Annotated in this window: 12 protein-coding genes; 3 read left to right on the top strand and 9 right to left on the bottom strand. The window is 73.2% G+C overall.

Translation table 11 applies throughout. From position 1 onward, the window contains the following. Positions 1-95: 95 nt before the first annotated feature. From hflX to miaB, 7 genes are all read right to left on the bottom strand, one after another. Positions 96-1,601 (bottom strand): GTPase HflX, encoded by a 1,506-nt coding sequence (gene hflX / locus KBZ10_RS13390; RefSeq protein WP_210987819.1) that lies wholly within the window; start codon positions 1,599-1,601, stop codon positions 96-98. Between the two features lie 115 nt (positions 1,602-1,716). Continuing rightward, on the bottom strand, positions 1,717-3,753 hold the full coding sequence (locus KBZ10_RS13385; RefSeq protein ID WP_210987818.1) for a bifunctional (p)ppGpp synthetase/guanosine-3',5'-bis(diphosphate) 3'-pyrophosphohydrolase: 2,037 nt from the start codon (positions 3,751-3,753) through the stop codon (positions 1,717-1,719). 152 nt (positions 3,754-3,905) lie between these two features. Further along, the gene (dapF, locus tag KBZ10_RS13380) at positions 3,906-4,796 is read right to left on the bottom strand and encodes a diaminopimelate epimerase (RefSeq protein ID WP_210987817.1); all 891 of its coding nucleotides are present in this window, start codon (positions 4,794-4,796) and stop codon (positions 3,906-3,908) included. Between the two features lie 84 nt (positions 4,797-4,880). Next, on the bottom strand, positions 4,881-5,342 hold the full coding sequence (locus KBZ10_RS13375) for a hypothetical protein (protein ID WP_374223346.1): 462 nt from the start codon (positions 5,340-5,342) through the stop codon (positions 4,881-4,883). A gap of 100 nt (positions 5,343-5,442) precedes the next feature. Then, a complete protein-coding gene (gene miaA / locus KBZ10_RS13370) occupies positions 5,443-6,381 on the bottom strand; it encodes a tRNA (adenosine(37)-N6)-dimethylallyltransferase MiaA (protein ID WP_210987816.1) in 939 nt (312 codons plus the stop codon). Positions 6,382-6,451: 70 nt separating this feature from the next. Beyond that, positions 6,452-7,168, bottom strand: coding sequence for a class III extradiol dioxygenase subunit B-like domain-containing protein (locus KBZ10_RS13365; RefSeq protein WP_210987815.1), 717 nt, complete (start codon positions 7,166-7,168; stop codon positions 6,452-6,454). Between the two features lie 159 nt (positions 7,169-7,327). Further along, positions 7,328-8,815, bottom strand: a complete 1,488-nt coding sequence (miaB, locus tag KBZ10_RS13360; protein WP_210987814.1) for a tRNA (N6-isopentenyl adenosine(37)-C2)-methylthiotransferase MiaB — start codon at positions 8,813-8,815, stop codon at positions 7,328-7,330. A 117-nt stretch (positions 8,816-8,932) separates the two neighbouring features. On the opposite strand from miaB, the gene KBZ10_RS13355 reads away from it, so the two are divergent. Next, positions 8,933-9,931: a TAXI family TRAP transporter solute-binding subunit gene (locus KBZ10_RS13355; protein WP_210987813.1), complete on the top strand. Its 999-nt coding sequence runs from the start codon at positions 8,933-8,935 to the stop codon at positions 9,929-9,931. Positions 9,932-9,976: 45 nt separating this feature from the next. Here the strand turns inward: KBZ10_RS13355 and KBZ10_RS13350 are convergent, their stop codons facing one another. Further along, a complete protein-coding gene (locus KBZ10_RS13350; RefSeq protein ID WP_210987812.1) occupies positions 9,977-11,431 on the bottom strand; it encodes a HAMP domain-containing sensor histidine kinase in 1,455 nt (484 codons plus the stop codon). Between the two features lie 21 nt (positions 11,432-11,452). After that, positions 11,453-12,160, bottom strand: coding sequence for a response regulator transcription factor (locus tag KBZ10_RS13345; protein WP_210987811.1), 708 nt, complete (start codon positions 12,158-12,160; stop codon positions 11,453-11,455). A gap of 293 nt (positions 12,161-12,453) precedes the next feature. Here KBZ10_RS13345 and KBZ10_RS13340 point away from each other — a divergent pair, with 293 nt between their 5' ends. Together KBZ10_RS13340 and KBZ10_RS13335 are read left to right on the top strand one after the other, a co-directional pair. Continuing rightward, positions 12,454-13,230 carry an amino acid ABC transporter ATP-binding protein gene (locus KBZ10_RS13340; RefSeq protein ID WP_210987810.1) on the top strand — a complete coding sequence of 259 codons (777 nt, stop codon included), beginning with the start codon at positions 12,454-12,456 and terminating at the stop codon, positions 13,228-13,230. Between the two features lie 71 nt (positions 13,231-13,301). Beyond that, positions 13,302-14,123 (top strand): glutamate ABC transporter substrate-binding protein, encoded by an 822-nt coding sequence (locus tag KBZ10_RS13335; protein ID WP_210987809.1) that lies wholly within the window; start codon positions 13,302-13,304, stop codon positions 14,121-14,123. Positions 14,124-14,222 lie beyond the last annotated feature (99 nt).

Genomic DNA, 14,222 nt, shown 5'->3' with positions numbered 1-14,222 from the left:
GCGGCAGACGGCGGAAGGCCGCCCCCCGGAAGAGGGGCGGCCTTCCGCCGTTCACTGGGCCGCGTACGGCTGTTTGTCCGCCGGAGCCTCCGGCTTCAGCGCCGACCGGCGAGGGCGTAGGGCGCCAGCTCGGCGGCCAGCTCCTCGTGGACCCGCGCCTTCAGCAGGGTGCCCTCCCCGGTGTGCTCCTCGGAGATCACCTCGCCGTCGGCGTGCGCCCGGGAGATCAGACCGCCCTGCGTGTACGGCACCAGGGCCTCGATGCCGACCCGCGGCCGCGGCAGTTTCTCGTCGAGCAGCGCGAGCAGCTCACCGATGCCCTGACCGGTACGGGCCGACACGGCGATCGCGCCCTTCTCGGCCCGCAGCAGCCGCTGGAGGACGAGGGGATCCGCCGCGTCCGCCTTGTTGACGACCACGATCTCGGGCACGTCCTGCGCGCCCACGTCGCGGATCACCTCGCGGACGGCGGCGAGCTGCTCCTCCGGGACCGGGTGCGCACCGTCCACCACGTGCAGGATGAGATCGGCGTCACCGACCTCCTCCATGGTGGAACGGAACGCCTCGACCAGGTGGTGCGGCAGATGCCGGACGAACCCGACGGTGTCCGCGAGGGTGTAGGCCCGCCCGCTGGGCGTCTCCGCCCGGCGCACCGTGGGGTCGAGGGTGGCGAACAGGGCGTTCTCCACCAGCACTCCCGCTCCGGTGAGGCGGTTGAGGAGCGAGGACTTGCCGGCGTTGGTGTAGCCGGCGATCGCGACCGAGGGCACCTTGTTGCGCTTGCGCTCCTGCCGCTTCACGTCACGGCCGGTCTTCATCTCCGCGATCTCCCGGCGCATCTTCGCCATCTTCTCGCGGATTCGCCGCCGGTCCGTCTCGATCTTGGTCTCACCGGGACCACGGGTGGCCATGCCGCCACCGGAGGAACCGGAGCCGCCACCGCCCATCTGGCGGGAGAGCGACTGGCCCCAGCCGCGCAGCCTGGGCAGCATGTACTGCATCTGTGCCAGGGACACCTGCGCCTTGCCCTCACGGGACTTGGCGTGCTGGGCGAAGATGTCGAGGATCAGCGCGGTCCGGTCGACCACCTTCACCTTGACGACGTCCTCCAGGTGGATGAGCTGGCCGGGGGTGAGCTCACCGTCGCAGACGACGGTGTCCGCCCCGGTCTCCAGCACGATGTCACGGAGCTCCACGGCCTTGCCGGAGCCGATGTACGTGGCCGGGTCCGGCTTGTCGCGGCGCTGGATCACACCGTCCAGCACCAGGGCGCCCGCGGTCTCGGCGAGGGCCGCCAGCTCGGCCAGGCTGTTCTCGGCGTCCTGCGCCGTACCGGACGTCCAGACGCCGACCAGCACGACGCGCTCCAGGCGCAGCTGCCGGTACTCGACCTCGGTGACGTCCTCCAGCTCGGTGGACAGACCGGCGATCCGGCGGAGGGCCGCGCGTTCGCTGCGGTCGTACTGCTCGCCGTCACGCTGCTCGTCGAACTCGTCACCCCAGGCGACGTCCTCTTCCATCAGGGCGTCGGCGCGGAGACTGGCCGAGGAGGTACGCGCGAAGCGCTCGGTGTCCTGGGAAGGAGAGGAAGAGGGGGTCATTTGATCCTTACGTCGATGGGGAGTTCCTGCCGGGAACAACGCCCGGGGCGCCCGGGGGATTCCCGGGCCCGCGGCCGTGCCGGTGCGACGATCGTCCCACGGGCCGGGCAGCCCGTCATCCCGGTTTACGGCCCCGTGCGGGCTTCCCCCCGGGCCCGGGCCACCCGGCGGGGCTCCGCGACGGTCGGGCCGTCGGGCCGTCGGCGGGGACGGGGTCCGCCCCGGGGCCGGCGGCGGGCGGCGCTCCGATCCGGCTGACGTCGTAGACCCCCGGTACCCTCCGCATCGCCCGCACCAGGGCCGGCAGTCCGGCCGGACCGGCGAGCCGCAGGGTGTAGGTGTGCCGGACCCGCTGCTCGTGCGGGGGGTCGACACGGGCCGAGACGACGGCGGCCCCCTGCTGGGCGATGGTCTCGGTGAGCTCGGCGAGGAGCCGGGGCCGGCCGAACGCCTCGGCGAGCAGGGTGACCCGGCAGCCGCCGCCCGGTCCCCCGCCCGCCGACCCGTGCTGTGGGCCGGCCGGCTCCGGGGCCGTGGGCCCGGCCGGGCGGCTCCGCGCCGTCTCCCGGGCGGCCGCCGGCGGGTGCGCCGCAAGCCAGCCGCTGATGGCGATGCGCGCGGCGGGGGTCCGGGCGCAGTCCAGCCACTCCGGGGAGGGGCCCGAGGCACCGTCCTGCGCCATGAGGAGCTGCAGGGTGTCGCCGTCGCGCAGTGCGCAGGCCAGCGATGCGAGCCGGCCGTTGACCCGGGCGCCGATGCAGGAGTGGGCACCGCCGCCGTGCAGTGCGTAGGCGGCGTCCACGCAGCTGGCGCCGGCGGGGAGGACCACCGTGGACCCGCCCGCCTCGCACACCGTGATCTCGCGGTCCTCGGCCAGCTCCTCACGGAGCGAGGCCCAGAAGGTGTCCGGGTCCGGAGTGTCCCGCTGCCAGTCGAGCAGCCGGGAGAGCCATCCCGGCCGGGTCGGGTCGGTGCGTTCGCCGTCCGGGGCCTCGGCGCCGTCCTGACCCCCGTCCGCGGTGTACGGATTGCCCAGCGCGACCACGCCCGCCTCGGCCACCCGGTGCATCCGGTGCGTGCGCACCAGGACCTCGGTGACCTCGCCGTCCTGCCGGGCGGCCACGGCGGTGTGCAGGGACTGGTAGAGGTTGAACTTGGGCGCCGCGATGAAGTCCTTGAACTGGGAGACCACCGGGGTGAAGCAGGTGTGCAGCTCACCGAGGACGGCGTAGCAGTCGGCGTCCTCGGCGACCAGGACCAGCAGCCGGCCGAAGTCGGCCCCCGTCAGCTCGCCGCGCCCCAGCCGCACCCGGTGCACCGAGACCAGGTGCCGCGGGCGGACGTGGACCTCGGCGGCGATGCCCGCCTCGCGCAGCACCGCGCGCACCCGCTCGGCGGTGGCCTCCAGCGGACCCGGGCGGGCGGTGCGCTCCCGGACGAGGCGGCGGGTGCGCTCGTACGCCTCGGGATGCAGGACCGCGAAGACCAGGTCCTCCAGCTCGGTCTTGAGGGCGTGCACCCCCAGGCGCTCGGCGAGCGGGATGAGGACGTCCCGGGTGACGCGGGCGATCCGGGCCTGCTTCTCGGGACGCATGACGCCGAGGGTGCGCATGTTGTGCAGCCGGTCGGCGAGCTTCACGGACATCACCCGGACGTCGTTGCCGGTGGCGACCAGCATCTTGCGGAAGGTCTCGGGCTCGGCGGCGGCCCCGTAGTCGACCTTCTCCAGCTTGGTGACGCCGTCGACGAGATAGCGGACCTCCTCGCCGAACTCCTCGCCGACCTGCTCCAGGGTGACCTCGGTGTCCTCGACGGTGTCGTGCAGCAGGGAGGCGGTCAGCGTCGTGGTCTCGGCGCCGAGTTCGGCGAGGATCAGGGTGACGGCGAGCGGGTGCGTGATGTACGGCTCGCCGCTCTTGCGGGTCTGCCCGCGGTGCGAGGACTCGGCCAGGAGATAGGCGCGGCGCAGCGGGTCGAGGTCGGCGCCCGGGTGGTGGGCGCGGTGCACCTTGGCCACATGTTCGATCGCGTCCGGCAGCGGATGGCGGGGGGCCGGGCCGCGCAGCGCCGCGTGGCCCAGCCTGCGCAGGTCAAGACGGGGGCGGCCGCGCCTGCGGACGGGAGGGACGGGGCTCGCGGCCTCTGCGCACATGGGCACCTCCGGCGACTCGGCCGGCCGGGACGGCGCCCGCGTGCCCCGGAGGCCGACGGGCGCCCGGACCGGCGCTTGATGCCACCGACCCCATCACGGAGTGCGGTCCAGTGGTCGCGCCCCGTGGCTCACACCACCCGATCGAGCGAAGATCAGGGGAGAACGGCTGCGAGCCAGCGGGCGTCGAGGGTGCCCTCGGCCACGATCTCGGCGGGTCCGGTCATCTCGACGGCGCCGCCGGGATGTTCGGTGATCATCAGCCGCCCGCCGGGCAGGTCCACGGTGTACGTCACGGGCCGTCCCGTGACCGCCGGATCGGCGCCGTCCCGGCGGGCCGCCGCGACCATCACGGCGCAGGCGCCGGTGCCGCAGGACCAGGTCTCGCCGGATCCGCGCTCGTGGACGCGCATCGCCACATGGCGGGGGCCGCGGTCGACGACGAACTCCACGTTGGTGCCGTCGGGGTAGGCGGCCGCCGGCGCCACCGGCGGCGGTTCGAGCAGCCGCCCGGCGTGCGCCAGGTCCTCGACGAACGCGACGGCGTGCGGATTGCCCATGTTGACATTGCGGGCCGGCCAGCGGCGTTCTCCCACCGTCACCGACACCTCGCCCGCGGGCAGCCGGGCACTGCCCATGCCGACGGTGATGTCGCCCGGGGTGCCGTCCTCCGCGGACTCGGCGATGTGCACCCGGCGCACGCCGGCGCGGGTGGCCAGCGCCAGATCGCCCTCGCCCGCGAGCCCGGCACGCTGCAGATAGCGGGCGAAGACCCGCACGCCGTTGCCGCACATCTCCGCGACACTGCCGTCGCTGTTGCGGTAGTCCATGAACCACTCGGCGGCACCGGCCATGCCGGCCGCCTCGGGATGGGCGGCGGAGCGCACGACGCGCAGCAGCCCGTCGCCGCCGATGCCGGCCCTGCGGTCGCAGAGCCGGGCGACGGCCGCCGGAGGCAGGTCGAGGCGGTTCTCCGGGTCGGGCAGGATCACGAAGTCGTTCTCGGTGCCGTGGCCCTTGAGGAAGACGAGAGGTGCGGTGCTCACCCGTCCGATCCTACGGCTCCGGCCGGGCCGCCCGCTCCGGCCGGGGCGCACCTCGCGGGACGGAAGGGGCGGGCGGGGTTCCCGTCAGCGGAGCCGGGCGACGCGCCACAGGCAGAGCAGGGCCACCGTGACGACGAACAGGGCGTAGAGGGCCGCGACCCGCCAGTCGGGCCGGCCGCCGGAGCCGGGCGCCGGCAGGCCGGGCCAGGTGAGCCCCGCCCGGCGGGCCGCCATCACACTCCATCCGGCGGCGCAGCAGCTGATGAGCAGACCCAGCATGGCGACGACCGCGCCGCCGTCGCCGAAGGCGAAGGCCAGCGGGAAGGCGAACATCAGTGAGCCGAGGGCTCCCAGCGCCACGATCGGCGCGAGCTGCCAGATGCGCAGCCGCCGCTGGGGGCGGATCTCGCGGAAGGACTCGCCGCCCTCCGGAGCGGTCCCGTCGTCCTCCGGCCCGTCGGGGGCCAGCGACGCCGGGCCTCCGTCGAACCCCGGGGGGCCCTCCACGGAGTGTGATCTGTCACGAGGGCCGGCCTCCATCGCCACGTGCCCTCCCAACTCGACGTCACCATGCGATCAGAGCTCGATGATGGCACGCCCGCCGGGCCGCTGAGGACGCGCGGAGCGTCCCGATGCCATCACGTGATCAGGCTGTGACCGCTCGTTCGACCAACGTCAACGCCTGCCCCAGGAGTTCCCCGCGGCGGTCGGCCGCACCGCTCAGCCAGTGCACTCGCGGGTCCCGGCGGAACCAGGAGTCCTGGCGGCGCGCGAAGCGCTTGGTGGCGCGTACCGTCTCGGTGCGCGCCTCCTCCTCGGTGCACTCCCCCGCGAGGTGGGCGAGCACCTGCTGGTAGCCGAGCGCCCGTGAGGCGGTGCGGCCCTCGCGCAGGCCGGCGGCCTCCAGCTCCCGTACCTCCGCGACGAGACCGTCCGCCCACATCCGGTCGACGCGGGCGGCGATCCGGGCGTCCAGCTCGGGCCGTCCGACGTCCACGCCGATCTGAACCGTGTCGTAGACCGGCTCGGGTCCCGGGAGGCTGGCCGTGAAGGGCCGGCCGGTGATCTCGATGACCTCCAGGGCGCGGACGATGCGCCGTCCGTTGCCCGGCAGGATCGCCCGGGCGGCCGCGGGATCGGCCGTGGCCAGCCGGGCGTGCAGGGCGCCGGGGCCCGACTCCGCCAACTCTCCCTCCAGGCGCGCCCGTACGGCGGGGTCGGTGTCCGGGAACTCCAGGGCGTCGAGCGCGCCGCGCACGTACAGGCCGGAACCGCCCACCAGCACGGGGGGACGGCCCTCGGCGAGGAGCCGGTCGATCTCCGCGCGGGCCAGCCGCTGGTACTCCGCGACACTGGCGGTTTCGGTCACGTCCCAGACGTCGAGGAGGTGGTGGGGCACACCGCGGCGCTCGGCGGGGGTCAGCTTGGCCGTGCCGATGTCCATCCCCCGGTACAGCTGCATCGAGTCGGCGTTCACGACCTCGCCGCCGAGCCGCAGGGCGAGACCGACGCCCAGATCGGATTTCCCGGCCGCGGTGGGGCCGACGACAGCGATCACTCGGGGCGCGCCTTCTGTGCTTTTCACCGCTCCAGTCTCGCAAACATCCGGGGCGCGCCCCCGGCTCCCGGCGGAGCGGACGGCAGCGCGGAGGACGCTAGGACCAGGTGGCGACGTGGTAGCCGACCCCGTAGGGGGCCTCGTCGTACAGCAGTTCCCCGTTGAGCTCCGCGCCCTCCGCCGCGCCCGCGAGCACCTGCCAGGGGGCCCGGCCCGCCGCTTTGAGTTCGTGGGCGAGTTCCTCGTCGAGGGCCATCAGCGCCGCCGTGTCCACCGCCGCGAGCGCGCGGGCCACTCCGGCGTCGAATCCGGTGGCGCGCTCGTCGAGATAGCCGGGGGCCCGTACGGAGCGGCAGGCACTGCCGTCGCCCATCACGAGCAGCGCGACACGCTCGGCGCCCGTGGCGATCTCCCGGCCGACCTCGGCACACCGGTCCGCGGACAGCGGTTCGCCGACCCCGAGCCCTTCCACCGGGGCCGCGGCCCAGCGGGTGCGTTCCAGGAGCCAGCCGGCGATCGCCAGGGAGAGCGGCAGGACACGCTCGGAGGCGGGCGGGCCGTCCGCCGGGCCGAGCCGCACCCCGAGGTCGACGCCGACCCCGCGGAAGGAGCCCGGGGCGCCCTGCGGGTGGGGGCCGCGGCCGGCCTGCTCGGCGGGGCCGATCACCACCAGGCGGTCCGGGCGGGCGGCGGCCGGCACGGCGACGGCGTCGTAGCAGGCGGCCCGCAGTCCGTCGAGTTCGGCGGCGGCCCCGGCCGCGACCTCCGGGACGAGCAGCGGCGGGCACGGGCACACGGCGGCGGCGACGAGCATGGCCGGAACCCTAGCAAGCGGACCGGTCCGGGCCCGGGGGCGGCGCGGGGCACCGGGTCCGGCGGGCGGCGGGCCGGAGCCCGGGCCGCCGCACCGGACGGCGGATGGCACCGCCCGCACCGTCACGCCGCGGTTTGGGACCGGTCACCGCGCCGGCCGTCAGTCGCGCGCGCAGCCCGCGGCCGGGGCCGGGTCGGGCGGCGGGGCGCCGACCGTGGGAAGGCCGAGCATCACCCCGGACGCGGCCGGCGGCGCGGCGTTCCGCCGCTCCCAGGCGTCGCCCGCGCGGGTGCGCCGGACCGCCTTCGGCGGACCCTCGGCGAGGAGGTGGTGGGGGGCCGCGTAGGTGACCTCGACGGTGACCATGTCACCGGGGCGGACCGGCTCCTCCGGGCGCGTGAAGTGCACCAGGCGGTTGTCCGGGGCGCGGCCGGAGAGCCGGCGGGTGGCACCGTCCTTGCGGCCCTCGCCCTCCGCGACCAGCACTTCCAGCACCCGGCCGGTCTGCTTCCCGTTCTCCTCCCAGCTGATCTCCTCCTGGAGGGCGACCAGCCGCTCGTAGCGTGCCTGGACGGTCTCCTTCGGGATCTGGTCCGGCATCGTGGCGGCCGGGGTGCCCGGGCGCTTGGAGTACTGGAAGGTGAACGCCTGGGCGAAGCGGGACTCGCGGACCACGTGCAGGGTCTGCTCGAAGTCCTCCTCCGTCTCCCCGGGGAAGCCGACGATGATGTCCGTGGAGATCGCGGCGTCGGGCATGGCGGCCCGGACCTTCTCGATGATGCCGAGGTAGCGCTCCTGGCGGTAGGAGCGGCGCATGGCCTTGAGCACCCGGTCGGAGCCGGACTGCAGCGGCATGTGGAGCTGCGGCATGACGTTGGGCGTCTCCGCCATGGCGGCGATGACGTCGTCCGTGAAGTCGCGGGGGTGCGGCGAGGTGAAGCGGACCCGTTCCAGGCCCTCGACGGCCCCGCAGGCGCGCAGCAGCTTGGAGAACGCCTCGCGGTCGCCGATGTCGGAGCCGTAGGCGTTGACGTTCTGGCCGAGCAGGGTGATCTCGGTGACGCCCTCGGCCACCAGCGCCTCCACCTCGGCGAGGATGTCGCCGGGCCGGCGGTCCTTCTCCTTGCCGCGCAGCGCGGGGACGATGCAGAAGGTGCAGGTGTTGTTGCAGCCGACGGAGATGGAGACCCAGGCCGCGTAGGCGGACTCGCGGCGGGTGGGCAGGGTCGAGGGGAACGCCTCCAGCGATTCGGCGATCTCGACCTGCGCCTCCTCCCGGACGCGGGCGCGCTCCAGCAGCACCGGCAGACTGCCGATGTTGTGGGTGCCGAAGACCACGTCGACCCAGGGGGCCTTCCTGACGATGGTGTCCCGGTCCTTCTGGGCCAGGCAGCCGCCGACGGCGATCTGCATGCCCGGCCGTTTCGCCTTCACCGGGGCGAGCCGGCCGAGGTTCCCGTAGAGCCGGTTGTCGGCGTTCTCCCGCACCGCGCAGGTGTTGAAGACGACGACGTCGGCCTCGCCCTCGGCACCGCCCTCGGGCGCGCGGACGTATCCGGCGTCCTCCAGAAGACCGGAGAGCCGCTCGGAGTCGTGGACATTCATCTGGCACCCGTAGGTGCGCACCTCGTAGGTCTTCGCGCTCATCTCGCCCACCAGGGTACGGGGTCGGGCTCCCGCTCCGCCCCGGGCTTCCGGGAGCCCGGGCAGCCCGGTCCGGGACGCCCCTGGTCCCGGCAGGGGCGGGCTGGCAGGATTGCCCGCATGGCTCCCGCACCGTCCCGTATCGGCAAGCGCCGCGCCGCCCTGATCGCGCTCGCCTGCAGCACGGGGCTGGCGCTGCTGGCGTGGTGGCTGCTGCCGGTGCGCGACGATCCGCCCGCGCGGGGCACGATGACGTTCAGCACGGGCGTCCCCACGGGCGTCTACTCGCTCTACGGGAAGCTGCTCAAGGAGCGGCTCGCGGAGGACCTTCCGGAGGTCGACGTCCGGCTGCGCGCCAGCGAGGGATCGGTGCAGAACCTCCAGCGGCTGGTCTCCGGCCGGGCCAACTTCACCATCGCCGCGGCCGACGCCGTGGCCGCGTACCAGGACGTGAACCCGGGGGACGCCGCGTCACTGCGGGCCTGCGCGCGGCTCTACGACGACTACATGCAGCTCGTGGTCCCCCGGGGCTCGGACATCGGCAGCGCGCGGGAACTGCGCGGCAGGCGAGTGGCCATCGGCCAGCCCGGCTCGGGTGTCAGCCTGATCACCCACCGGCTGCTGCGGGCGGCGGGGCTCGATCCCGACGCGGACATCACCGCGGTGCCGGTGGGGATCGACAAGATGCCCGGCATGCTGCGCGAGGGGAGGATCGACGCGTTCTTCTGGTCCGGAGGGCTGCCCACGACGGCCGTGGCGGACCTCGCGGACGGCTTCCCCATCCGGCTGGTGCAGCTCGGCGACCTGGTGGACGAACTGCACCGGCAGGGGCCGGACTCCTGGCAGTACCGGTCCGCGCTGATGCCCGCCGACGCCTACCCGGAGGTGCAGCGCGGACAGCCCGTGAAGACCGTCGCGGTGGCGAATCTCCTGGTCACCACCGAACGTACGGATCCGGGCCTCACCGAGGCCATCACGCGCACCGTGATCGACAGCCGGGACGAGATCGGGCGGGACGTCCACGCGGCGCAGCTGGTGGACCTCCGGACGGCGGTCTTCACGGACCCGCTGGAGCTCCACGAGGGCGCCGGCCGCTACTACCGCTCCGTGAAGTCCTGAGGGCGGCGGCGCGCACCCTCCGGGCGCGCCCGGGCAGCGCGCGTTCTACGTCCTGCGCTCCGCCCACTGCGGACGGTCCGGGGGTGCGGTCCGCGGCAGGGTGATCGTCACGCGCAGGCCCCGCGGCTCGTTGGGCGCGAAGCCGAGGGAGGCGCCTCCGGCGGCCAGCAGCGCGCGGGAGATCGACAGGCCCAGCCCCGATCCGGAGATGTTCTGGTGCCGGTTGCTGCGCCAGAAGCGGTCGCCGATGCGGTCCAGTTCCCCGGCGGTGAGACCGGGGCCGCCGTCGGCCACGGTGATGCGGACGGTGTCCCCGACGGCCTCCACGCCGACCGTGACGTCCCCGCCGCCGGGAGTGAACTTGAGGGCGTTGTCGACCACGGCGTCCAGGGCGCTGGAGAGCGTCACCGGGTCGGCCCAGCCGGTGGCTCCGGCGGGGCCCTCGTAGCGGAGGCCGACCTCCGCGCGGTCGGCCACCGGGCGCCAGGAGTCCACCCGCTCCACCACCAGGTCCGCGACGTCCGTGAGCCGCAGGTCCGGGTCGGCGTGCTCGGCGAGGGCGAGACCGAGCAGGTCGTCGAGGACCCGGGCGAGCCGCTTGCCCTCCGCTCGGACGGAGGCGATCTCCTCGTTGCCGTCCGGGAGTTCCAGGGCCAGCAGCTCGATGCGGAGGAGCAGCGCGGCGAGCGGGTTGCGCAGCTGGTGCGAGGCGTCGGCGACGAAGGCGCGCTGCTGTTCGAGCACGTCCTCCATGGTCTCGGCCATCTCGTTGAACGACCGTGCGAGCCGGCGCAGTTCGGGCGGTCCGCCGGAGACGGCGACCCGGGAGTGCATCCGGCCGGTGGCGATGTCGTGGGTGACGGCGTCGAGCACGCGTACGGGCCTCAGCACCCAGCCGGTGAGCCGGATGGCGGCGCCGATCGCGAGGAGCATCGCCGCCGACTCCCCCGCGGCGATGAGCAGCCAGCCGCGGAGGATGCGGGAGCGCATCTGCCCGGTCGGCGAATCGGTGACGACCACGGCGATCACGTCGCCCTCGTGGACCACCGGGGAGGCGATGGTGAGCCGGTCCCGCTGCCAGGGCCAGACCTGCGCCGGGTTGTGACTGCGGCGCCCCGCGAGCGCCTCCCGGAACGCCTGGCCGCCTTCTCCGCCGCCGGCGGCCTTCCAGCCGGCCGGGGCCACCGCCATGGCCTCGCGGTCGCGGTAGAAGACCCCGGCCCTGATCCCGTACAGCTCGTGGTAGCGCTGCAGCCGGGAGGCCAGCGCGGCGCGCCGGCCGCCCGCGTCCTCCGGCTCACCGGTCTCGCCCGTCTCCTCCGCTTCCGGCCGGGCCGCCACGAACTGGGCGAGAGCGGCGAAGCGGGCGGTGTCGTCGATCCGGTCCACGACCACCCGCTGCTGCTCGGCGGCGGCCTGGCTCGCCGCCAGCGGAAAGCCGAGTGCCAGCAGGACTCCCGCCATGAGGACGATGAGGAGTGGAAGGAGTCGTGTGCGCACCCGGGCCCGGTCCCGTGAGCCTCAGGCCGCCGGCTCGACGAGCCGGTAGCCGACGCCGCGCACCGTCTCGATCAGGGCGGGCATCGCCAGCTTGGAGCGGAGCGAGGCGATGTGCACCTCCAGCGTGCGGCCGGTGCCCTCCCAACTGGTGCGCCAGACCTCGCTGATGATCTGCTCCCGCCGGAAGACGACGCCGGGGCGCTGCGCGAGCAGGGCCAGCAGATCGAACTCCTTGCGGGTCAGGGAGACGGTCACGCCGTCCACCGCGACCCGCCGGGTCGGCAGTTCGATGAGTACCGGCCCGAGCCGCAGTGCGTCCGGCGCCGGTCCGGCGGCGGCGGCCGGCTCGGCCTTCTCGCCGGGGACCGTGCGCCGGAACACCGCGTGGATGCGGGCCAGCAGTTCGCCGGTGTCGTACGGCTTGACGACGTAGTCGTCGGCGCCGAGGTTCAGTCCGTGTATCCGGGAACGCACATCGGCGCGCGCCGTCACCATGATCACAGGGGTGGTGGTGAGCTTGCGGATCCTGCCGCAGACCTCGAAACCGTCCTGGTCGGGCAGCCCGAGGTCGAGCAGTACCACTCCGAAGGGGGCGCAGGCGCCGGGGAGCAGCGCCTGGAGCGCCTCCGCGCCGCTGCGGGCGTGCGTCACGGCGAATCCGTGCCGGGTCAGCACCGCGGACAGGGCGGCTGCGACGTGGTCGTCGTCCTCGACGAGGAGCAGTCTCAAGGGGCCCCCTTCCGGTTCGGGCGCTTCGGCGGTGTGGGCCGGCCCACGCGGACAGGACCCGGCATACAGACCGATTCGTACCCGATGAGCGGAGAGGACGGGCTCTCCGGCGGACATCGTTACGGACCCGGTAGCGGGCCGGAAGCATGATGCGGCGACTGTCGCCGGACCGCTACTCTCCGCTGTCATGCGTGGCCGTTTCGTTATCCTCAATTTCCGCTCAGATGTAATGACGCTGGTCGGCAGCGCTCACTAGGGTCCTCTGCAACCGAGGAGGATGGAGCAAGAAGCCGATGACCGAAGTACCGGTGACCAAGGACGCCGTGGCCACTACGGACAAACTGGTCGTGCTGGACAACGTCAACAAGCATTTCGGCGCCCTGCACGTGCTCCAGGACATCGACCTGACCATCGCGCGCGGCGAGGTGGTCGTCGTGATCGGGCCCTCCGGGTCCGGCAAGTCGACGCTGTGCCGCACGATCAACCGGCTGGAGACCATCGACTCCGGCTCCATCACGATCGACGGCAAGCCGCTGCCCGCCGAGGGCCGGGAACTGGCCCGGCTGCGGGCCGACGTCGGCATGGTGTTCCAGTCCTTCAACCTCTTCTCGCACAAGACGGTGCTGGAGAACGTCATGCTGGGCCAGCTCAAGGTCCGGAAGGCGGACAAGAGGGCCGCCCTGGACAAGGCCCGTGCGCTGCTCGACCGGGTGGGCGTGGCCAACCAGGCGGACAAGTACCCCGCCCAGCTGTCCGGAGGCCAGCAGCAGCGCGTGGCCATCGCGCGGGCCCTGGCGATGGACCCCAAGGTCATGCTCTTCGACGAGCCGACCTCCGCCCTCGACCCGGAAATGATCAACGAGGTGCTGGAGGTCATGCAGCAGCTCGCCCGGGACGGCATGACCATGGTCGTCGTCACCCACGAGATGGGCTTCGCCCGCTCCGCCGCCAACCGCGTCGTCTTCATGGCGGACGGCCGCATCGTCGAAGAGGCGGAGCCGGACCAGTTCTTCAGCAACCCGCGCAGCGACCGCGCCAAGGACTTCCTGTCGAAGATCCTCCACCACTGAGCCGGGCCCGACACCCCTGGGCCCGGCCCGGCAGAACATCCCGTTACCGATCACCGTGAGGAAGTTCGCTCATGAAACTCCGCAAGGCCGGCACCGCTGCCGCCGCCGCAGTCGTCCTCGCCCTCACCGCCACCGCCTGTGGCGGCGGCAGTGACAGCGGCGACGAAACGATCACCGTCGGTATCAAGTTCGACCAGCCGGGCCTCGGTCTGAAGACCCCGGACGGCGACTTCACCGGCTTCGACGTCGATGTCGCGAAGTACGTCGCCAAGGAGCTCGGCTACGACGAGAAGGACATCGAGTGGAAGGAAGCCCCCAGCGCCGAGCGGGAGAACCTGATCTCGCGCGGGGACGTCGACTTCATCGTCGCCAGCTACTCGATCACCGATGAGCGCAAGGAGAAGGTCAGCTTCGCCGGCCCCTACTTCCTCGCCCACCAGGACCTGCTGATCCGGACCGACGAGACGTCGATCAAGGAAGCCAAGGACCTCAACTCCAAGAAGCTCTGCTCGGTCGCCGGCTCGACCTCCGCGCAGAACGTCAAGAACGAGCTCGCGCCCAAGGCCGACCTCGATGAGCAGGGCGGCTACTCCCAGTGCCTGACCGGCCTGGAGAACAAGGTCGTCGACGCCCTGACCACGGACGACGCCATCCTCGCCGGCTACGCCGCGCAGGACGAGCACAAGGGCAAGTTCAAACTCGCCGGGCTCAGCCTCAGTGACGAGAACTACGGCATCGGCCTCAAGAAGGGCGACACCGAGCTCCAGAAGAAGATCAACGACGCGCTGAAGAAGATGGTCGAGGACGGCTCCTGGGAGCAGGCGGTCAAGGACAACTTCGGCCCGGCCGGCTACGAGCACGAGCCCGCGCCCGAGATCACCGAGACCAGCTGAGGACCCGCCGGCGGCGCAACAGGCTCTACACCGTCCTGTTCGTCGTCGTCCTGGGGCTGGTCGGCTGGTGGGTGCTGGACACCATGGCGGACAAGAACC

The organism is Streptomyces sp. F63, from assembly GCF_018070345.1.
In the GTDB taxonomy this organism is placed as follows: Bacteria; Actinomycetota; Actinomycetes; order Streptomycetales; family Streptomycetaceae; genus Streptomyces.
The sequence above is the reverse complement of the archived record's forward strand: the minus strand, read 5'-3'. Positions and strand labels throughout refer to the sequence as shown.

What these genes read in the sequence shown, in the direction of transcription:
- KBZ10_RS13340 (WP_210987810.1), top strand. Translation starts at nt 12,454, where the DNA reads ATGACCGAAGTACCGGTGACCAAGGACGCCGTGGCCACTACGGACAAA.
- hflX (WP_210987819.1), bottom strand. Translation starts at nt 1,601, where the DNA reads ATGACCCCCTCTTCCTCTCCTTCCCAGGACACCGAGCGCTTCGCGCGT.
- KBZ10_RS13355 (WP_210987813.1), top strand. Translation starts at nt 8,933, where the DNA reads ATGGCTCCCGCACCGTCCCGTATCGGCAAGCGCCGCGCCGCCCTGATC.
- KBZ10_RS13335 (WP_210987809.1), top strand. Translation starts at nt 13,302, where the DNA reads ATGAAACTCCGCAAGGCCGGCACCGCTGCCGCCGCCGCAGTCGTCCTC.
- miaB (WP_210987814.1), bottom strand. Translation starts at nt 8,815, where the DNA reads ATGAGCGCGAAGACCTACGAGGTGCGCACCTACGGGTGCCAGATGAAT.
- KBZ10_RS13385 (WP_210987818.1), bottom strand. Translation starts at nt 3,753, where the DNA reads ATGTGCGCAGAGGCCGCGAGCCCCGTCCCTCCCGTCCGCAGGCGCGGC.
- KBZ10_RS13365 (WP_210987815.1), bottom strand. Translation starts at nt 7,168, where the DNA reads ATGCTCGTCGCCGCCGCCGTGTGCCCGTGCCCGCCGCTGCTCGTCCCG.